Here is a 14,193-nt window from a genome sequence, read left to right as displayed (position 1 = left end):
GCCCGTGGGTCAACGAGCATGCCCGCGCCTGATAAGCCCCCATAAGCTTGTGCTCAGCCTTGCTAGCGTTATGCTACCCGGCAACCGAATTCGAGGAATGAACTGTGAAAGCGTGGATCCTGTTGATGCTGGCCCTGACCTTGCCGATGGCAGCCCAGGCCGAAGAGGCCAAAGAGGGCGAGGCGCCGAAGGTCAGCTATATCAGCCTGAGCCCGCCGTTCGTGGGCAATTACGGCCTGGATGGCACCGCCAAGCTCAAGGTCTACAAGGCCGACATTGCACTGCGCGTGACCGGTGATGAGGCGGCGAAGTTGGTCAAGGCCAACGACCCGTTGATTCGCAACCAACTGGTGGCGCTGTTTACCCAGCAGACCAACGAGACCATGAGCAGTGTGGAAGGCAAGGAAAAGCTGCGTCAGGAAGCGTTGAAGCAAACGCAGCAGGTGATGAATGATGAAACCGGCAAGCCAGTGGTAGAAGACCTGCTGTTCAACAACCTCATCATCCAGTAAGTCGCTGCGCGACTATCGCGGGCAAGCCCGCTCCCAGAGGGGTTCGCATTTCCAGTGTGGGAGCGGGCTTGCCCGCGAAGAGGCCCTGACAGGCACCGCAAGAAGCCAGTTTCAATTAAAGCAACTGGAGGACCGCTGCCCACTGCTCCGGTGTGACCGCCATGACCGAAAGCCGACTGCCCTTTTGCACCAGCGGCATTTCAGCCAGTGCAGTTTGCTGTTTTAGATAGCCGAGCCCCAGCACCTTGGAGAAGGTTTGCACATGTGCGACATCGATCGCGCTCCACGGGTTTTTCTCCGGGGTGGCCTTGGCGTCGAAATAGTGGCTTTCTGGTTCCAGCGCAGTGGGGTCCGGATAGGCGGCCCGGATGATTTTGCCGATGCCGGCAATCCCTGGCTCCGGGCAACTGGAGTGATAGAAAAAAAACTCGTCGCCCACGGCCATGGCGCGCAAAAAGTTGCGCGCCTGATAGTTGCGTACCCCGTCCCAGCGCGCTTCGCCGAGCTTTTCCAGGCCGTTGATGGAGAGTTCGTCGGGCTCGGATTTCATCAGCCAGTAGGCCATGGTTGGGCTCCTGAAAAAGGCATTGGGTAAGTTGTCGGGCAATTGCATGACAAACCGACAGTCGGTTGGCGTCAAGGTTTGCGTGTTGGTTCACGTTACCGCAGAATGCGCGCTTTTAAGCTTGACGCAGCTGCAACGGACTACTTTGGAACGTTGTTGTCATCGTGTACGAGGTGCCTGAAAGGGGGGCAATCGATGCAACGTAAGCCGGATTTACTATGGATTTTGGTTATTTTGTTTGGTCTGGGCGTCGTGACCACCGGTTATGCCCAGAGCCTGTGGTCGAACAAGACCGATGCACCGGTTGAACTGGCTCAGCAGCAGCCACAACCGTTCAAGCGTTAACTCAAGCATTCACCAAGGCGCCGCTGTTTCCAGCGGCGTTTGTGCGACATACCACTGCTTATCAGTCACCGTCCCCGCCAACGGCACATCCCAGCTTGCCTGCGCCAGGCGTTCGACTTTCTGGCATTCATGGGCCAGCCCCAGCAGCGTTGGCTTGCGCCAGCTCTGGCGGCGGGCAAGATAGGCCAGGCTGCGATCGTAGAACCCGCCGCCCATGCCCAGGCGCCCACCCACATCATCGAACCCCACCAACGGCAACAATACCAGGTCCAGCGCCCAGACTTGGCGCTGGTGATGGGCATTGACCCGTGGCTCAAGGATGCGAAAGCGGTTGGGCAACAACCTATCCCCAGGGCGTACGCGCTGGAACACCATCTTGGTGCGCGGCCAGGCGCTGAGCACCGGCAGGTAAGTGGCTTTGCCGCGACGCTGGGCCGCACGCAGCAGCAGGCGCGGATCGATTTCACCGTCCGTGGGCAGATATAAAGAGATATGTTTGGCCCGGCGAAACAGCGGGTGCTGTGCCAGTTGCCGGTACAGACCCTGAGCGGCCTGGCGCTGCTCGCTTGGCGTGAGCGCGCGGCGGGCCTTGCGCAACATGCGTCGAAGTTGCGGACGGGAAAGCGGCGCAGGTTCGGTCATGATTTTTCGGCTCATAAAACAATGCCAGTCCGGGGACTGGCATTGAGTTTGGGAATTCAGGCTCCCCGACAGAGCCGCTGTCGACTTAGCCCTTGAACCCGAAAGTTCAAGGTGGAAGAAGCAGTAGGCTTTAAGGCTTTCCGTCTAGCGGACATGCACACCAGCCCAACGTGCAACTTCCAGGGTAGTGCGAATCGGCTCAGGGACATCGCCGACTGGCAAACACGCCAGGGAGTGGGGCGAGTATACCTTAAACCTGCTCGGCAATCAGCCCTTGGGTGTGTCTGAATCGGTGGAAAGCACCAGATCCACGCGATCGAGCAGGTCACGCACCTGCTCGCGCGTCGAGCCGCTGGCCTGTACGTCAGGGCGCTCCTGCTTATGCAGCAGGTCATGGGTGATATTCAGCGCGGCCATCACGGCGATGCGGTCGGCGCCGATCACTTTGCCGCTGCTGCGGATTTCGCGCATCTTGCCGTCCAGGTAGCGGGCAGCGCTCACCAGGTTGCTGCGTTCTTCCTGGGGGCAGATGATCGAATATTCTTTGTCGAGGATCTGCACGGTAACGCTATTGCTTGAACTCATGAGTCTTGCTCCAGGGCCTTCAGGCGCGAAATCATCGATTCGACCTTACGCCGGGCGATTTCGTTTTTTTCAATGAGGTGAGCGCGTTCCTCGCGCCAGGTCTTTTCCTGAGCTAATAGGAGTCCGTTTTGACTCTTAAGTTGCTCGACCCGATCAATTAGCAGTTCGAGTCTGGCCATCAGCGCTTGCAGGTCGGTGTCTTCCATTGGGTTCCACTGGATTTGTCTGATGAATGGCAACTGCAGGATAAACGATCTGACGCCCTCGATAGTCTTGGTGCGTCTGCCGGTGCTAGGATACAGCGCTCCATTCTAGACATTGCGCCGTCTGGCGCCTAGCTCACCATGCCCATTCAGAACTCCCCGTACGATGCTTTTTCCAAACTGCTGAGCGCCAGCGGCCATCCATGCTCGCCTGCTGAACTGCACGGCGTGCTGTTGGGCCGCAGTTGCACCGGTGTCGGCTTTGATGCCGACAACTGGCTGGCCGATGTGGCCGAGCTGCTGGAAACCGAACCCACCGACAATGTGCGCAACGCATTGATCGGCCTGCAAGAAATGGTCAAGGGCGAACTGACCGGTGATGACGTCACCGTGGTCCTGCTGCTGCCCACCGACGACGCCCCGCTGGCCGATCGCGCTGCCGCGCTGGGCCAATGGTGCCAGGGTTTCCTCCACGGTTTCGGCGTGAATGCCGGCGGCCTGGAGCTGAGCACCGACGCCAAGGAAGTGCTGCAGGACCTGGCGGCCATCTCCCAGGTGCAAGATGCCCTGGAAGAATCCGAAGACGGCGAAGGCGACTACATGGAAGTCATGGAGTACCTGCGCGTCGCGCCGCTGCTGCTGTTCACCGAGACCCGCAAGTCCGCTGAGCCCGCTGCTCCCAAGCCGTCGTTGCACTGAGAAAGGACACCCATCTGCCCATGATCCATATCCCCAAAGCGGAATACACCCGGCGCCGCAAAGCGCTCATGGCGCAGATGGAACCCAACAGCATCGCGATCCTGCCGGCCGCCGCCGTGGCCATCCGCAACCGCGATGTCGAGCATGTTTACCGCCAGGACAGCGATTTTCAGTACCTGAGCGGTTTCCCCGAGCCCGAAGCGGTGATCGTGCTGATGCCCGGTCGCCAGCACGGCGAGTACGTGCTGTTCTGCCGCGAGCGCAATGCCGAGCGCGAATTGTGGGACGGCCTGCGTGCGGGCACCGAGGGCGCGATTCGTGACTTTGGCGCGGATGACGCCTTCCCCATTACCGATATCGACGACATCCTGCCCGGCCTGATCGAAGGTCGCGACCGCGTGTACTCGGCCATGGGCAGCAATGCCGAGTTCGACCGGCACGTGATGGAGTGGATCAACGTGATCCGTTCCAAAGCACACCTGGGCGCCCAGCCGCCGAACGAATTCGTTGCCCTGGATCATTTGCTCCACGATATGCGCCTGTATAAATCGGCGGCAGAAGTGAAGGTGATGCGCGAGGCGGCGCGAATTTCCTGTGCGGCCCATGTGCGGGCGATGCAGGCCAGTCGTGCCGGCCTGCATGAGTTCAGCCTGGAAGCCGAGCTGGATTACGAGTTTCGCAAAGGCGGCGCGAAGATGCCGGCCTATGGCTCCATCGTCGCTGCTGGGCGCAACAGCTGCATCCTGCATTACCAGCAGAATGACGCGGTGCTCAAGGACGGCGACCTGGTGCTGATCGACGCCGGGTGTGAGATCGATTGCTACGCCAGCGATATCACCCGTACCTGGCCGGTCAACGGCAAGTTTTCGCCCGAGCAAAAGGCGATCTACGAGATTGTGCTGGCCTCCCAGGAAGCCGCCTTCAAGCAGATCGCGCCGAACAAACATTGGAACCAGGCCCACGAGGCGACCGTGCAGGTCATCACCGCCGGCCTGGTGAAGCTGGGGTTGTTGCAAGGTGACGTTGACGAACTGATCGCCAGCGAAGCCTACCGCGCCTTCTACATGCACCGTGCCGGCCACTGGCTGGGCATGGATGTGCATGATGTGGGCGAGTACAAAGTGGGCGGTGAATGGCGCGTGCTGGAAGTGGGCATGGCCTTGACCGTGGAGCCGGGTATCTATATTTCCCCGGACAACCAGACTGTGGCAAAGAAATGGCGTGGCATTGGCGTGCGCATCGAGGACGACGTGGTAGTGACCAAGCAAGGCTGTGAAATCCTGACCGGCGGTGTGCCCAAGACCGTTGCCGAGATCGAAGCGTTGATGGCGGCTGCCCGATGAGCCGGGTCAACCTGGCGATTGTCGGCGGCGGCCTGGTGGGGGCCAGCCTGGCCCTGGCATTGCAAGCCGGGGCCAAGGCTCGGGGTTGGAAGATCGTACTGATCGAACCCTTTGCACCGGGCGACAGCTACCAGCCGAGCTACGATGCGCGATCTTCCGCGCTGTCGTTTGGCGCGCGCCAGATTTACCAGCGTCTGGGCCTGTGGCAGGCCATTTCCCGACGGGCGGAGCCGATCAAGCAGATCCATGTATCGGACCGTGGGCGCTTCTCCACCGCGCGTTTGTCCGCGATGGAGGAGGGCGTGCCAGCCCTGGGTTATGTGGTGGAAAACGCCTGGCTCGGCCAATGCCTATGGCAAGGCTTGGACAAGGACGTGGTGATCTGGCGTTGCCCGGCAGAAGTCACGCGCATGGAGCCTCTGCCCGATGGCTATCGCCTGATCCTCAACGATGAAACCGTGCTGGAATGCGACCTTGCGGTACTGGCCGATGGCGGCCGTTCCGGCTTGCGTGAGCAGCTGGGCATCGGCGTGAAAACCCGGCCCTACAACCAGAGCGCGCTGATCGCCAACATCACGCCGAGCGAAGCGCACAATGGCGAGGCGTTCGAGCGCTTTACCGATGAAGGCCCCATGGCCTTGCTGCCGCTGCCGGACAACCGTTGCGCGCTGGTCTGGACCCGCATCGGCATGGACGCCCAGCGCTTGGCCAGCCTCGACGAGCGTAGCTTCCTGAGCGAACTTCAGGGTGTGTTCGGGTATCGCCTGGGCACCCTCAAGCAAGTGGGCGCCCGCCACCTGTACCCGTTGACCCTGGTGGAAGCCGAAGAGCAAGTGCGTTCGCACCTGGTGGTCCTCGGCAATGCCGCCCACAGCCTGCACCCGATTGCCGGGCAGGGGTTCAACCTGTCCCTGCGCGATGCCAATGCCTTGGCCGAAGCCCTGTTGGCCGGGCCTGCTGTGCCGGGTGACCTGGCGACCTTGCAAGGCTATCGCGAGCGCCAGCGCCTGGACCAGCAACTCACCGTAGGCTTCTCCGACCAGGTCACGCGCCTGTTTGGCAGTGCCCAACCGTTGATGGCGCTGGGCCGCAATATGGGCTTGCTTGGCCTCGACCTGTTACCACCGGCCAAACGCTGGTTCGCCCGTCAGGCCATGGGCCTGGGTACGCGTTCCGATGCGTAAGTGGCTAACCCAACGCGTGGGCAAGGCGCGGCTGTTGCGCTGGTTCCTCACCCTGTACCCGCCGTACCTCGGCGCCGGGGTGCGGGTGCAGGCATTGAGTGCCGATTTCCGACATGCCAAGGTGCGCATGGGCCTGGGTTGGTACAACCGCAATTACGTCGGTACGCAATTTGGCGGCAGCCTGTATTCGATGGTCGATCCGTTCTACATGTTGCTGTTGATCGAGAACCTGGGCCGCGACTACATCGTGTGGGACAAGGCTGCGAGTATCGACTTCATCTCGCCGGGCAAAGGCCCGGTGTATGCCGAATTCTCCATCGACGACGCTTTGCTCGATCAGATCCGGCGCCAGACTGAAGGTGGCGAGAAATATCTGCCCCACCTCAAAGTCGAGATTCATGACGGCTCCGGCACTCTGGTGGCGCGGGTCGACAAAACCCTTTATGTGCGGCGCAAGCCGCCAGCGAGACAGGCTTGAATATGGACATGCGCGCAGATGTGCTGATTGTCGGGGCCGGAATGGTCGGAAGCGCCCTGGCGCTGGCGTTGCAGGGCAGTGGCTTGCAAGTACTGCTGCTCGACGGCAGCCCGTTGAGCGTCAAGCCATTTGACCCGGCTGCGGCGTTTGAACCGCGGGTGAGCGCGTTGTCGGCGGCCAGCCAGCGCATTCTTGAGCGCCTGGGCGTGTGGGACGGTATCGTAGAGCGGCGTGCCAGCCCCTATGGCGAAATGCAGGTATGGGACGGCAGCGGCACCGGGCAGATCCACTTCTCGGCGGCCAGTGTGCATGCCGAGGTGCTTGGGCATATCGTCGAGAACCGCGTGGTGCAGGATGCCTTGCTCGATCGCCTGCATGACTGCGACCTCGGCCTGCTGGCCAGTGCGCGCCTGGAACAGATGCGCCGCTCCGGCGATGACTGGTTGCTGACCCTGGCCGACGGCCGCAAGCTGCGCGCGCCGCTGGTGGTGGCTGCCGACGGTGCCAACTCCGCCGTACGCCGCCTGACCGGTACACCTACCCGTGAATGGGATTACCTGCATAACGCCATCGTCACCAGCGTGCGCAGCAGTCAGCCGCACCAGCGTACCGCGTGGCAACGCTTCACCGACACCGGTCCGCTGGCGTTCCTGCCGCTGGTGCGCGATGGGCAGGAAGACTGGTGTTCGATAGTCTGGTCGACCACGCCCGCCGAATCCGAGCGTTTGATGGCGCTGGATGACGAAGGCTTCTGCCGTGAGCTGGAGCGTGCTTTCGAGGGGCGCCTGGGCACCGTGCTCAGTGCTGACCCGCGTGTGTGCGTACCGTTGCGCCAGCGCCATGCCAAACGCTATGTGGCCGAAGGCCTGGCATTGATCGGCGACGCCGCTCACGTCATCCACCCGTTGGCGGGGCAGGGCGTCAACCTGGGTTTGCTCGATGCAGCCGTGCTGGCCGAAGTGCTGTTGGCGGCGACCGAGCGCGGCGAGCGCCTGGCCGATGTGAAAGTGCTGAGCCGTTACGAGCGGCGCCGCATGCCCCATAACCTGGCGCTGATGGCGGCGATGGAAGGCTTTGAGCGCTTGTTCCAGGCCGATCAACTGCCGCTGCGCTGGTTGCGCAACGCGGGTTTGAAAATCGTCGACCAGATGCCCGAAGCCAAAGCCGTGTTTGTGCGCCAGGCACTCGGATTGACTGGCGATCTCCCCGAACTCGCCAAACCCTGAACTGACAATACAACCCTCTGTGGGAGCCGGGCTTGCCCGCGATGAGGCCGTCAGCTCCGGCGCATATTCTGGCTGTGCAACATCTGGTAACGCCTCCACCAAGCGTTACCAAATGTGAGTCCTTATCATTTGCCCTCCATTTGCAAATGAGAGACCGCACCCATGTTGGCACCCAAGCGCCTCCTGACTGCCCTGGCACTCACCCTGATCGGCAGCACCACCGTGCAGGCGGCCGACGAAGTCGTGGTCTACTCCTCGCGTATCGACGAACTGATCAAGCCTGTGTTCGACGCCTACACCAAAAAGACCGGCGTACAGGTCAAGTTCATCACCGACAAGGAAGCCCCGTTGATGCAGCGCATCAAGGCCGAGGGCGAGAACGCCACCGCCGACCTGCTGCTCACCGTTGACGCCGGCAACCTCTGGCAGGCCGAGCAGATGGGCATCCTGCAACCGTTCACCTCTCCTGTGATCGACAAGAATATTCCTCTGCAATACCGCTCATCGGCCCACGCCTGGACCGGTTTGAGCCTGCGGGCGCGAACGATCGCCTATTCCACCGACCGGGTAAAACCGGGCGACCTGACCACCTACGAAGCCCTGGCCGACAAGCAGTGGGAAGGCCGCCTGTGCCTGCGCACGGCGAAAAAAGTTTACAACCAGTCGCTGACCGCCACGTTGATCGAGACCCATGGCGCGGCCAAGACCGAAGAAATCATCAAGGGTTGGGTGAATAACCTCTCCACCGACGTGTTCTCCGATGACATCGCCGTGCTGGAGGCCATCAACGCCGGGCAATGCGACGTGGGTATCGTCAACACCTATTACTACGGTCGCCTGCACAAGCAGAAGCCAGACCTGGCAGTGAAGTTGTTCTGGCCGAACCAGGGCGACCGCGGCGTGCATGTGAACCTCTCCGGCATCGGCCTGACCCAGCACGCACCACACCCGGAAGCGGCCAAGGCGCTGGTGGAGTGGATGACCACGCCTGAGGCGCAGAAGATCTTCGCCGACGTCAACCAGGAGTTCCCGGCCAACCCGGCGGTACCGCCATCGGCGGAAGTGGCGACCTGGGGCAAGTTCGTGGCCGATACCTTGCCAGTGGAAGTGGCAGGCAAGCGCCAGGCCGAAGCGATTCGCCTGATGGATCGCGCTGGCTGGAACTGAAGCTGCGCCGCTCGACTGTGGGAGCTGGCTTGCCCGCGATTGCATCACGTCGGTATCACTGATACACCGGGGTGCTTGTATCGCAGGCAAGCTAGCTCCCACATTGGTTAGTGGCCGCTTCAACATCTTTATTTTTCTGAGAGCTTTTCCTTGGCCCACCCCGCCCAACGTCGCTGGTACCTGCCGGTTTTCAGCGTCGCCGCCTTGGTGCTGTTGCCGCTGAGCGTGCTGCTGCTGTCCTGGCAAAGCATCGACCCGCAGATCTGGTCGCACCTCTGGGACACTCAGATGCCCCGCTTGCTGGGCAACACCTTGACCCTGGTGCTCGGTGTCGGCCTGGGCGTGACGCTGCTGGGCGTCAGCCTGGCCTGGCTGACCAGCCTGTGCGAGTTCCCCGGGCGGCGCTGGCTCGACTGGGCACTGATGTTGCCCTTTGCAATCCCTGCCTATGTGCTGGCCTTCGTGTTTGTGGGCCTGCTGGATTTCGCCGGCCCGGTGCAAACCCTGCTGCGCGAGTGGTTCGGCACCGGGTTGCGCTTGCCGCGGGTACGCTCTACCAGCGGCGTGGTCATCGTGTTGGTGCTGGTGTTCTATCCCTATGTCTACCTGCTGGCGCGCAGCGCGTTCCTGGCTCAGGGCAAAGGCTTGATGGAAGCGGCCCGGGTGCTGGGGCAATCGCCATGGCAAGCGTTCTGGCGTGTGGCATTGCCAATGGCGCGGCCAGCGATTGGTGCCGGTGTGGCCTTGGCGTTGATGGAGACACTCGCGGATTTTGGCGCGGTCTCAGTGTTCAATTTCGACACCTTCACCACCGCTATCTATAAAACCTGGTACGGCTTTTTCAGCCTGTCCAGTGCCGCGCAACTGGCGAGTCTGCTGCTGCTGGTAGTGATGTTGGTGCTGTATGGCGAGCGACGTGCGCGCGGGGCCAGTCGACCGAGCAATGAGCGCCCGCGGGGCAAGGCGTTGTACCACTTGCGCGGGTTCAAAGCCGTGGCGGCCAGTGCGTGGTGCAGCCTGGTCTTCGCCTGTGCGTTCGTGATTCCGATGCTGCAACTGGTGGCGTGGTTCTGGCAGCGTGGCCGCTTCGACCTGGATGAACGTTACACCGGGCTGATCGTGCATACCCTCTACCTGGGCGGTATCGCAGCCCTGATCACCGTCAGCGTCGCGCTGATACTGGCCTTTGCCAACCGTCTGGCGCCCACCCGGGCGATTCGCTCCGGTATCAGCCTGGCCAATGTCGGCTATGCCTTGCCAGGCTCGGTGCTGGCGGTGTCGATCATGCTGGCGTTCAGTTACCTGGACCGCGAGTTGGTGGTGCCGCTCTCCGGATGGCTGGGCGGGGCGGGCAAGCCTTTGCTGCTGGGCAGCCTGTCGGCACTGGTGCTGGCGTATCTGGTGCGGTTCCTGGCGGTGGCCTACGGGCCGCTGGAAAACAGCCTGGCGCGAATCCGTCCGTCTTTGCCCGAAGCGGCACGCAGCCTTGGGGTGAGCGGCCCACGACTGTTTTGCAAAGTGTATCTGCCGTTATTGCTGCCGGGCGCGTTGAGCGCAGCGCTGCTGGTGTTCGTGGATGTGCTCAAGGAAATGCCGGCCACCTTGTTGATGCGCCCGTTTGGCTGGGACACCCTGGCGGTCCGCATCTTTGAAATGACCAGTGAAGGCGAATGGGCACGGGCGTCTTTGCCGGCGCTGACCCTTGTGCTGGTCGGCTTGTTGCCGGTCATCGGGCTGATTCGTCGCTCGGCTCGGCAAATCGGTTAGGTGCCAGTCCTACGGCTTGAGGCTACAATGCGCGGCATTCGGTGCGCTCCGTCTTTCGGATCGACCTGCTGTATGTGGCTGCGGGCCTTGTAGTACAAGGTGTTCGGCGCACGTGGCAGCTCTGCGCGCCTTCGCCAAGCCCGGAAGGAGAAACCCATGGGACAGCGTACGCCTCTGTATGACCTGCATCTCGCCCTCGGCGCGAAAATGGTCGATTTTGGCGGTTGGGATATGCCTTTGCATTACGGCTCGCAAGTTGAAGAACACCACCAGGTGCGACGCGACTGCGGGGTCTTCGATGTATCTCATATGACCGTGATCGATGTCACCGGCCCCCAGGCCAAGGAATGGCTCCAGTACCTGCTGGCCAATGATGTCGACCGACTGCACGGCTGTGGCCGTGCGTTATACAGCGCCATGCTCAACGAGCAGGGCGGGGTGGTGGACGACATGATCGTCTACCGCACCGAAACCGGTTACCGCCTGGTGGTCAACGCCGCCACGCGCGATCAGGACATGGCCTGGATGCAGGCGCAACTGGGCAGCTACTCAGTGCAACTGCATGAGCGCTCCGAGCTGGCCATGCTCGCCATCCAAGGCCCCCACGCCCGGCAGAAAATCGCCGAACTGGTGACCCAGTCCCGTGGCATCCTGATCCATCAGCTCAAACCGTTCGAAGGCCGGGCCGATGGCGACTGGTATATCGCCCGCACCGGCTATACCGGCGAAGACGGCCTCGAAATCGTGCTGCCGGCCGATCAGGCACCGGGCTTTTTCAACGACCTGGTGGGCGCTGGCATTTCCCCCATCGGCCTCGGTGCGCGCGATACCTTGCGCCTGGAGGCCGGCATGAACCTGTATGGCCAGGATATTCACCAGGCCGTCTCGCCGCTGGCGGCCAACATGGCCTGGAGCATCGCCTGGGAACCTGTCGAGCGTAACTTCATTGGCCGCGCTGCGCTGGAAGCAGAAAAAGCAGCCGGCGTGCAGTTCAAACTGGTCGGGCTCGTCCTTGAAGAGCGTGGTGTGCTGCGTGCTCACCAAGTGGTTCGTATCGCCAATGTTGGCGAAGGAGAGATCACCAGTGGTAGTTTCTCGCCTACGCTAAGCAAATCCATTGCGCTGGCGCGTGTGCCGACGGCGACTGCCGACCGGGCCGAAGTGGAAATCCGCGGCAAGTGGTATCCGGTTCGAGTGGTCAAGCCGACCTTCGTGCGTCATGGCAAAACCCTGATCTAACCAATTCCGGCAGGCCAATGGCCGCTGACATTTCATCTTGAGGACACAGACTATGAGCAATATCCCTGCCGACCTGCGTTTTGCCGAAAGTCACGAATGGGCCCGTCTGGAAGCTGACGGCACCGTGACCGTCGGGATCTCCGACCATGCACAGGAAGCTTTGGGTGATGTGGTGTTTGTTGAACTGACCGAAGTGGGCAAGGTGTTTGCCGCTCAAGACCAGGCGGGCGTGGTGGAGTCGGTCAAGGCCGCTTCGGATATTTACTCGCCGATTGCGGGCGAAGTGCTTGCCGTCAACGAAGAATTGGGTGGCAGTCCTGAGCTGTTGAACTCTGACCCGTACGGCGCCTGGATCTTCAAGCTCAAGCCAAGCGACAAGGCCGAGCTGGACAAACTGCTGGATGCCGCCGGCTACAAAGCCGCGATCGGCGAATAAACGCAACAGCTGCAACAGCACACCTCAATGTGGGAGCTGGCTTGCCTGCGATTGGATCACCCGGGTATCACCGATACACCGAGGTGCCAGCATCGCAGGCAAGCCAGCTCCCACAGTTGATTTGTTGTGATCAGCCTTTTTTCAGTACGGCTTTAACCGCCGCTACAGCCCGCTCCACATCCGCCTCTGTCATCGCCGTGAACATCGGCAACGACACGATCAAACGCCCAACACGTTCGGCCACCGGGAACATGCCTTCCTTGAAACCCTGTGCCCGATAGAGGCTCAGCAGGTGGATCGGCGGGTAGTGATAGCCGATACCCACGCCGTGGGCCTGCATCTGCTCCATGAACGTCGCACGGGCTGGCAGGCCATCCTGGCGCTCCGGCAATACCAGTTGGAACAGGTGCCAGTTGCTGTTTTCGAAGTCGGCCGGCGGCAGTTGCGCGCCGTATTGGGCTTCGAAATTGCTGCCGAAGCATTTGAAGTAGTGCCGTGCCAGGTTCTGACGATGGGCGGTGATTTTCTCGATGTGCGCAAATTGCCCCAGGCCGATGGCGGCGGCAATGTCGGTCATGTTGAACTTGCCACCCAGCACATCCACATCCAGGCCATCGAAGCCGCTGCGGGTGACGCCTTGCAGGCGGTACTTCTCTGCCAGACGGGCCTCCTCGGCATTGTTCAACACCAGGCAGCCGCCTTCGGACGACGTAATGTTCTTGTTCGCCTGGAAGCTGAAGGACACGAAGTCGCCAGTTGCGCCGATGCGTTCTCCATCCCAGCTGGACCCCAGGGCCTGGGCAGCATCTTCGACAATGCGCAGGTTGTACTTGTTGGCCAGCGCGTAGAGCATCGGCATATCCAGGGGCAAGCCGGCCAGGTACACCGGGATGATCGCCTTGGTGCGCGGAGTAATGGCGGCTTCCACCTGGGCCAGGTCGATATTGCGCGTCACCGGGTCGATGTCGGCGAAGACGGGAGTGGCGCCCACTTCGAGAATCACGTTGGCCGTGGCAACCCAGGAGATTGGCGTGGTGATGACTTCATCCCCAGGCCCGATCCCGGCGATGCGCAAGGCGATCTCCATGGTGCAGGTGCCCGAGTTGAAGGTGCGCACCGGACGTCCGCCAAAATAGTCTGACAACTGTGCTTCGAACGCCTGCACCTTTGGCCCGCTGGTGATCCAGCCGGAACGCAGAACATCGCCGACCGCCGCGATGGTGGCTTCATCAATGGTCGGTTTGGAAAACGGCAGGAAGGGCTGTTGGCTCATGACGAAGAAGGCATCCGTTTCAGGTAGGCAATGAAAAATAGACGTGTCAGTAGGGCATGGTTGCACGCTGAGACTGAATATAGCCTGTCATCCATGAACGATTCGTCATGCAGCAGGCAAAAAAATGCCGCTTGAAAAAGCGGCATTTTTTATGAGGGCAGTTGTTACTCGGTTACAGCATTCTTCGCCAGGATGGCGTTAGCCAGTTCCATGTCGGTGGCTTGGAGGCCAGGGTTGTCGGCGCGGACCTTCTGCATGGCCGCTTCCAGGTACGGGCCGCGAATGCCGCCGTCGCTGGCGACGAAGCTGCCTGCGTCGTCCTGGGCGGCGACCACCAGCTTGTGGTCCTTGAACGTCAGGTAAGTCGAGCCAGTGGTGGCGCCCGACGAGATGACATTACGCCAGAAGCTATCGGCCATGGCTGAGCCGACAGGTAGGGAAAGCACAGCGAGGGTTGCGACAGCATATTTGAGACGCATGATGGGTGACTCCGGTGGGTTATCTGTACGTTTTGATTGTAGTTAACCCG

The 14,193-nt window shown here is 61.4% G+C and carries 17 protein-coding genes and 1 other RNA gene; 11 read left to right on the top strand and 7 right to left on the bottom strand.

Annotated elements, in window-relative coordinates:
* Positions 1 to 104 precede the first annotated feature (104 nt).
* On the top strand, positions 105 to 512 hold the full coding sequence (locus JMV15_RS06240) for a flagellar basal body-associated protein FliL (protein ID WP_014720413.1): 408 nt from the start codon (positions 105 to 107) through the stop codon (positions 510 to 512).
* Positions 513 to 627: 115 nt separating this feature from the next.
* Here the strand turns inward: JMV15_RS06240 and JMV15_RS06235 are convergent, their stop codons facing one another.
* Positions 628 to 1,077 carry an EVE domain-containing protein gene (locus JMV15_RS06235; RefSeq protein ID WP_014720412.1) on the bottom strand — a complete coding sequence of 150 codons (450 nt, stop codon included), beginning with the start codon at positions 1,075 to 1,077 and terminating at the stop codon, positions 628 to 630.
* Between the two features lie 195 nt (positions 1,078 to 1,272).
* Here JMV15_RS06235 and JMV15_RS06230 point away from each other — a divergent pair, with 195 nt between their 5' ends.
* Complete coding sequence (locus JMV15_RS06230; RefSeq protein ID WP_010207387.1) at positions 1,273 to 1,422, top strand: hypothetical protein; 150 nt, start codon at positions 1,273 to 1,275, stop codon at positions 1,420 to 1,422.
* A 9-nt stretch (positions 1,423 to 1,431) separates the two neighbouring features.
* On the opposite strand, the gene JMV15_RS06225 is transcribed toward JMV15_RS06230, so the two are convergent.
* From JMV15_RS06225 to JMV15_RS06210, 4 genes are all read right to left on the bottom strand, one after another.
* Complete coding sequence (locus tag JMV15_RS06225; protein ID WP_014720411.1) at positions 1,432 to 2,064, bottom strand: 5-formyltetrahydrofolate cyclo-ligase; 633 nt, start codon at positions 2,062 to 2,064, stop codon at positions 1,432 to 1,434.
* 58 nt (positions 2,065 to 2,122) lie between these two features.
* A non-coding RNA gene (ssrS, locus tag JMV15_RS06220) (6S RNA) lies at positions 2,123 to 2,301 on the bottom strand.
* A 30-nt stretch (positions 2,302 to 2,331) separates the two neighbouring features.
* On the bottom strand, positions 2,332 to 2,649 hold the full coding sequence (locus JMV15_RS06215) for a cell division protein ZapA (RefSeq protein ID WP_014720410.1): 318 nt from the start codon (positions 2,647 to 2,649) through the stop codon (positions 2,332 to 2,334).
* Entirely contained in the window at positions 2,646 to 2,855 is a 210-nt protein-coding gene (locus JMV15_RS06210; RefSeq protein ID WP_003177365.1) for a TIGR02449 family protein, read from the bottom strand. The genes JMV15_RS06215 and JMV15_RS06210 overlap by 4 nt, the downstream gene beginning before the upstream one ends.
* A 138-nt stretch (positions 2,856 to 2,993) precedes the next feature.
* On the opposite strand from JMV15_RS06210, the gene JMV15_RS06205 reads away from it, so the two are divergent.
* The 9 genes from JMV15_RS06205 to gcvH all read left to right on the top strand — a co-directional run bounded on the left by JMV15_RS06205 (position 2,994) and on the right by gcvH (position 12,391).
* Positions 2,994 to 3,551: a YecA/YgfB family protein gene (locus JMV15_RS06205; protein ID WP_014720409.1), complete on the top strand. Its 558-nt coding sequence runs from the start codon at positions 2,994 to 2,996 to the stop codon at positions 3,549 to 3,551.
* A gap of 20 nt (positions 3,552 to 3,571) precedes the next feature.
* Positions 3,572 to 4,894 (top strand): Xaa-Pro aminopeptidase, encoded by a 1,323-nt coding sequence (gene pepP / locus JMV15_RS06200; RefSeq protein WP_014720408.1) that lies wholly within the window; start codon positions 3,572 to 3,574, stop codon positions 4,892 to 4,894.
* On the top strand, positions 4,891 to 6,078 hold the full coding sequence (ubiH, locus tag JMV15_RS06195) for a 2-octaprenyl-6-methoxyphenyl hydroxylase (RefSeq protein ID WP_038451939.1): 1,188 nt from the start codon (positions 4,891 to 4,893) through the stop codon (positions 6,076 to 6,078). Before pepP ends, ubiH begins: the two co-directional genes overlap by 4 nt.
* Positions 6,071 to 6,556, top strand: coding sequence for a DUF4442 domain-containing protein (locus tag JMV15_RS06190; RefSeq protein WP_019817788.1), 486 nt, complete (start codon positions 6,071 to 6,073; stop codon positions 6,554 to 6,556). Before ubiH ends, JMV15_RS06190 begins: the two co-directional genes overlap by 8 nt.
* 8 nt (positions 6,557 to 6,564) lie before the next feature.
* The gene (locus JMV15_RS06185; RefSeq protein WP_019817787.1) at positions 6,565 to 7,782 is read left to right on the top strand and encodes a 2-octaprenyl-3-methyl-6-methoxy-1,4-benzoquinol hydroxylase; all 1,218 of its coding nucleotides are present in this window, start codon (positions 6,565 to 6,567) and stop codon (positions 7,780 to 7,782) included.
* 162 nt (positions 7,783 to 7,944) lie between these two features.
* Positions 7,945 to 8,949 carry an extracellular solute-binding protein gene (locus tag JMV15_RS06180; RefSeq protein ID WP_014720404.1) on the top strand — a complete coding sequence of 335 codons (1,005 nt, stop codon included), beginning with the start codon at positions 7,945 to 7,947 and terminating at the stop codon, positions 8,947 to 8,949.
* 150 nt (positions 8,950 to 9,099) lie between these two features.
* Positions 9,100 to 10,716 carry an ABC transporter permease gene (locus JMV15_RS06175; RefSeq protein WP_038451937.1) on the top strand — a complete coding sequence of 539 codons (1,617 nt, stop codon included), beginning with the start codon at positions 9,100 to 9,102 and terminating at the stop codon, positions 10,714 to 10,716.
* A 156-nt stretch (positions 10,717 to 10,872) separates the two neighbouring features.
* On the top strand, positions 10,873 to 11,955 hold the full coding sequence (gene gcvT / locus JMV15_RS06170) for a glycine cleavage system aminomethyltransferase GcvT (protein WP_003195295.1): 1,083 nt from the start codon (positions 10,873 to 10,875) through the stop codon (positions 11,953 to 11,955).
* 52 nt (positions 11,956 to 12,007) lie between these two features.
* Complete coding sequence (gene gcvH, locus JMV15_RS06165) at positions 12,008 to 12,391, top strand: glycine cleavage system protein GcvH (protein ID WP_020301818.1); 384 nt, start codon at positions 12,008 to 12,010, stop codon at positions 12,389 to 12,391.
* Positions 12,392 to 12,521: 130 nt separating this feature from the next.
* On the opposite strand, the gene JMV15_RS06160 is transcribed toward gcvH, so the two are convergent.
* Together JMV15_RS06160 and JMV15_RS06155 are read right to left on the bottom strand one after the other, a co-directional pair.
* The gene (locus JMV15_RS06160) at positions 12,522 to 13,664 is read right to left on the bottom strand and encodes a DegT/DnrJ/EryC1/StrS family aminotransferase (protein WP_038451935.1); all 1,143 of its coding nucleotides are present in this window, start codon (positions 13,662 to 13,664) and stop codon (positions 12,522 to 12,524) included.
* Between the two features lie 164 nt (positions 13,665 to 13,828).
* Positions 13,829 to 14,143, bottom strand: a complete 315-nt coding sequence (locus tag JMV15_RS06155) for a DUF2388 domain-containing protein (protein WP_003176799.1) — start codon at positions 14,141 to 14,143, stop codon at positions 13,829 to 13,831.
* Between the last annotated feature and the right edge of the window lie 50 nt (positions 14,144 to 14,193).

Origin of the sequence: Pseudomonas paracarnis, from assembly GCF_904063055.1 — a bacterium.
GTDB classification, from domain to species: domain Bacteria; phylum Pseudomonadota; class Gammaproteobacteria; order Pseudomonadales; family Pseudomonadaceae; genus Aquipseudomonas; species Aquipseudomonas paracarnis.
This window is presented reverse-complemented; position numbering and strand designations above follow the sequence as displayed.

What these genes read in the sequence shown, in the direction of transcription:
- JMV15_RS06235 (WP_014720412.1), bottom strand. Translation starts at nt 1,077, where the DNA reads ATGGCCTACTGGCTGATGAAATCCGAGCCCGACGAACTCTCCATCAAC.
- JMV15_RS06230 (WP_010207387.1), top strand. Translation starts at nt 1,273, where the DNA reads ATGCAACGTAAGCCGGATTTACTATGGATTTTGGTTATTTTGTTTGGT.
- JMV15_RS06225 (WP_014720411.1), bottom strand. Translation starts at nt 2,064, where the DNA reads ATGACCGAACCTGCGCCGCTTTCCCGTCCGCAACTTCGACGCATGTTG.
- JMV15_RS06215 (WP_014720410.1), bottom strand. Translation starts at nt 2,649, where the DNA reads ATGAGTTCAAGCAATAGCGTTACCGTGCAGATCCTCGACAAAGAATAT.
- JMV15_RS06210 (WP_003177365.1), bottom strand. Translation starts at nt 2,855, where the DNA reads ATGGAAGACACCGACCTGCAAGCGCTGATGGCCAGACTCGAACTGCTA.
- JMV15_RS06205 (WP_014720409.1), top strand. Translation starts at nt 2,994, where the DNA reads ATGCCCATTCAGAACTCCCCGTACGATGCTTTTTCCAAACTGCTGAGC.
- pepP (WP_014720408.1), top strand. Translation starts at nt 3,572, where the DNA reads ATGATCCATATCCCCAAAGCGGAATACACCCGGCGCCGCAAAGCGCTC.
- ubiH (WP_038451939.1), top strand. Translation starts at nt 4,891, where the DNA reads ATGAGCCGGGTCAACCTGGCGATTGTCGGCGGCGGCCTGGTGGGGGCC.
- JMV15_RS06190 (WP_019817788.1), top strand. Translation starts at nt 6,071, where the DNA reads ATGCGTAAGTGGCTAACCCAACGCGTGGGCAAGGCGCGGCTGTTGCGC.
- JMV15_RS06185 (WP_019817787.1), top strand. Translation starts at nt 6,565, where the DNA reads ATGCGCGCAGATGTGCTGATTGTCGGGGCCGGAATGGTCGGAAGCGCC.
- JMV15_RS06180 (WP_014720404.1), top strand. Translation starts at nt 7,945, where the DNA reads ATGTTGGCACCCAAGCGCCTCCTGACTGCCCTGGCACTCACCCTGATC.
- gcvT (WP_003195295.1), top strand. Translation starts at nt 10,873, where the DNA reads ATGGGACAGCGTACGCCTCTGTATGACCTGCATCTCGCCCTCGGCGCG.
- gcvH (WP_020301818.1), top strand. Translation starts at nt 12,008, where the DNA reads ATGAGCAATATCCCTGCCGACCTGCGTTTTGCCGAAAGTCACGAATGG.
- JMV15_RS06160 (WP_038451935.1), bottom strand. Translation starts at nt 13,664, where the DNA reads ATGAGCCAACAGCCCTTCCTGCCGTTTTCCAAACCGACCATTGATGAA.
- JMV15_RS06155 (WP_003176799.1), bottom strand. Translation starts at nt 14,143, where the DNA reads ATGCGTCTCAAATATGCTGTCGCAACCCTCGCTGTGCTTTCCCTACCT.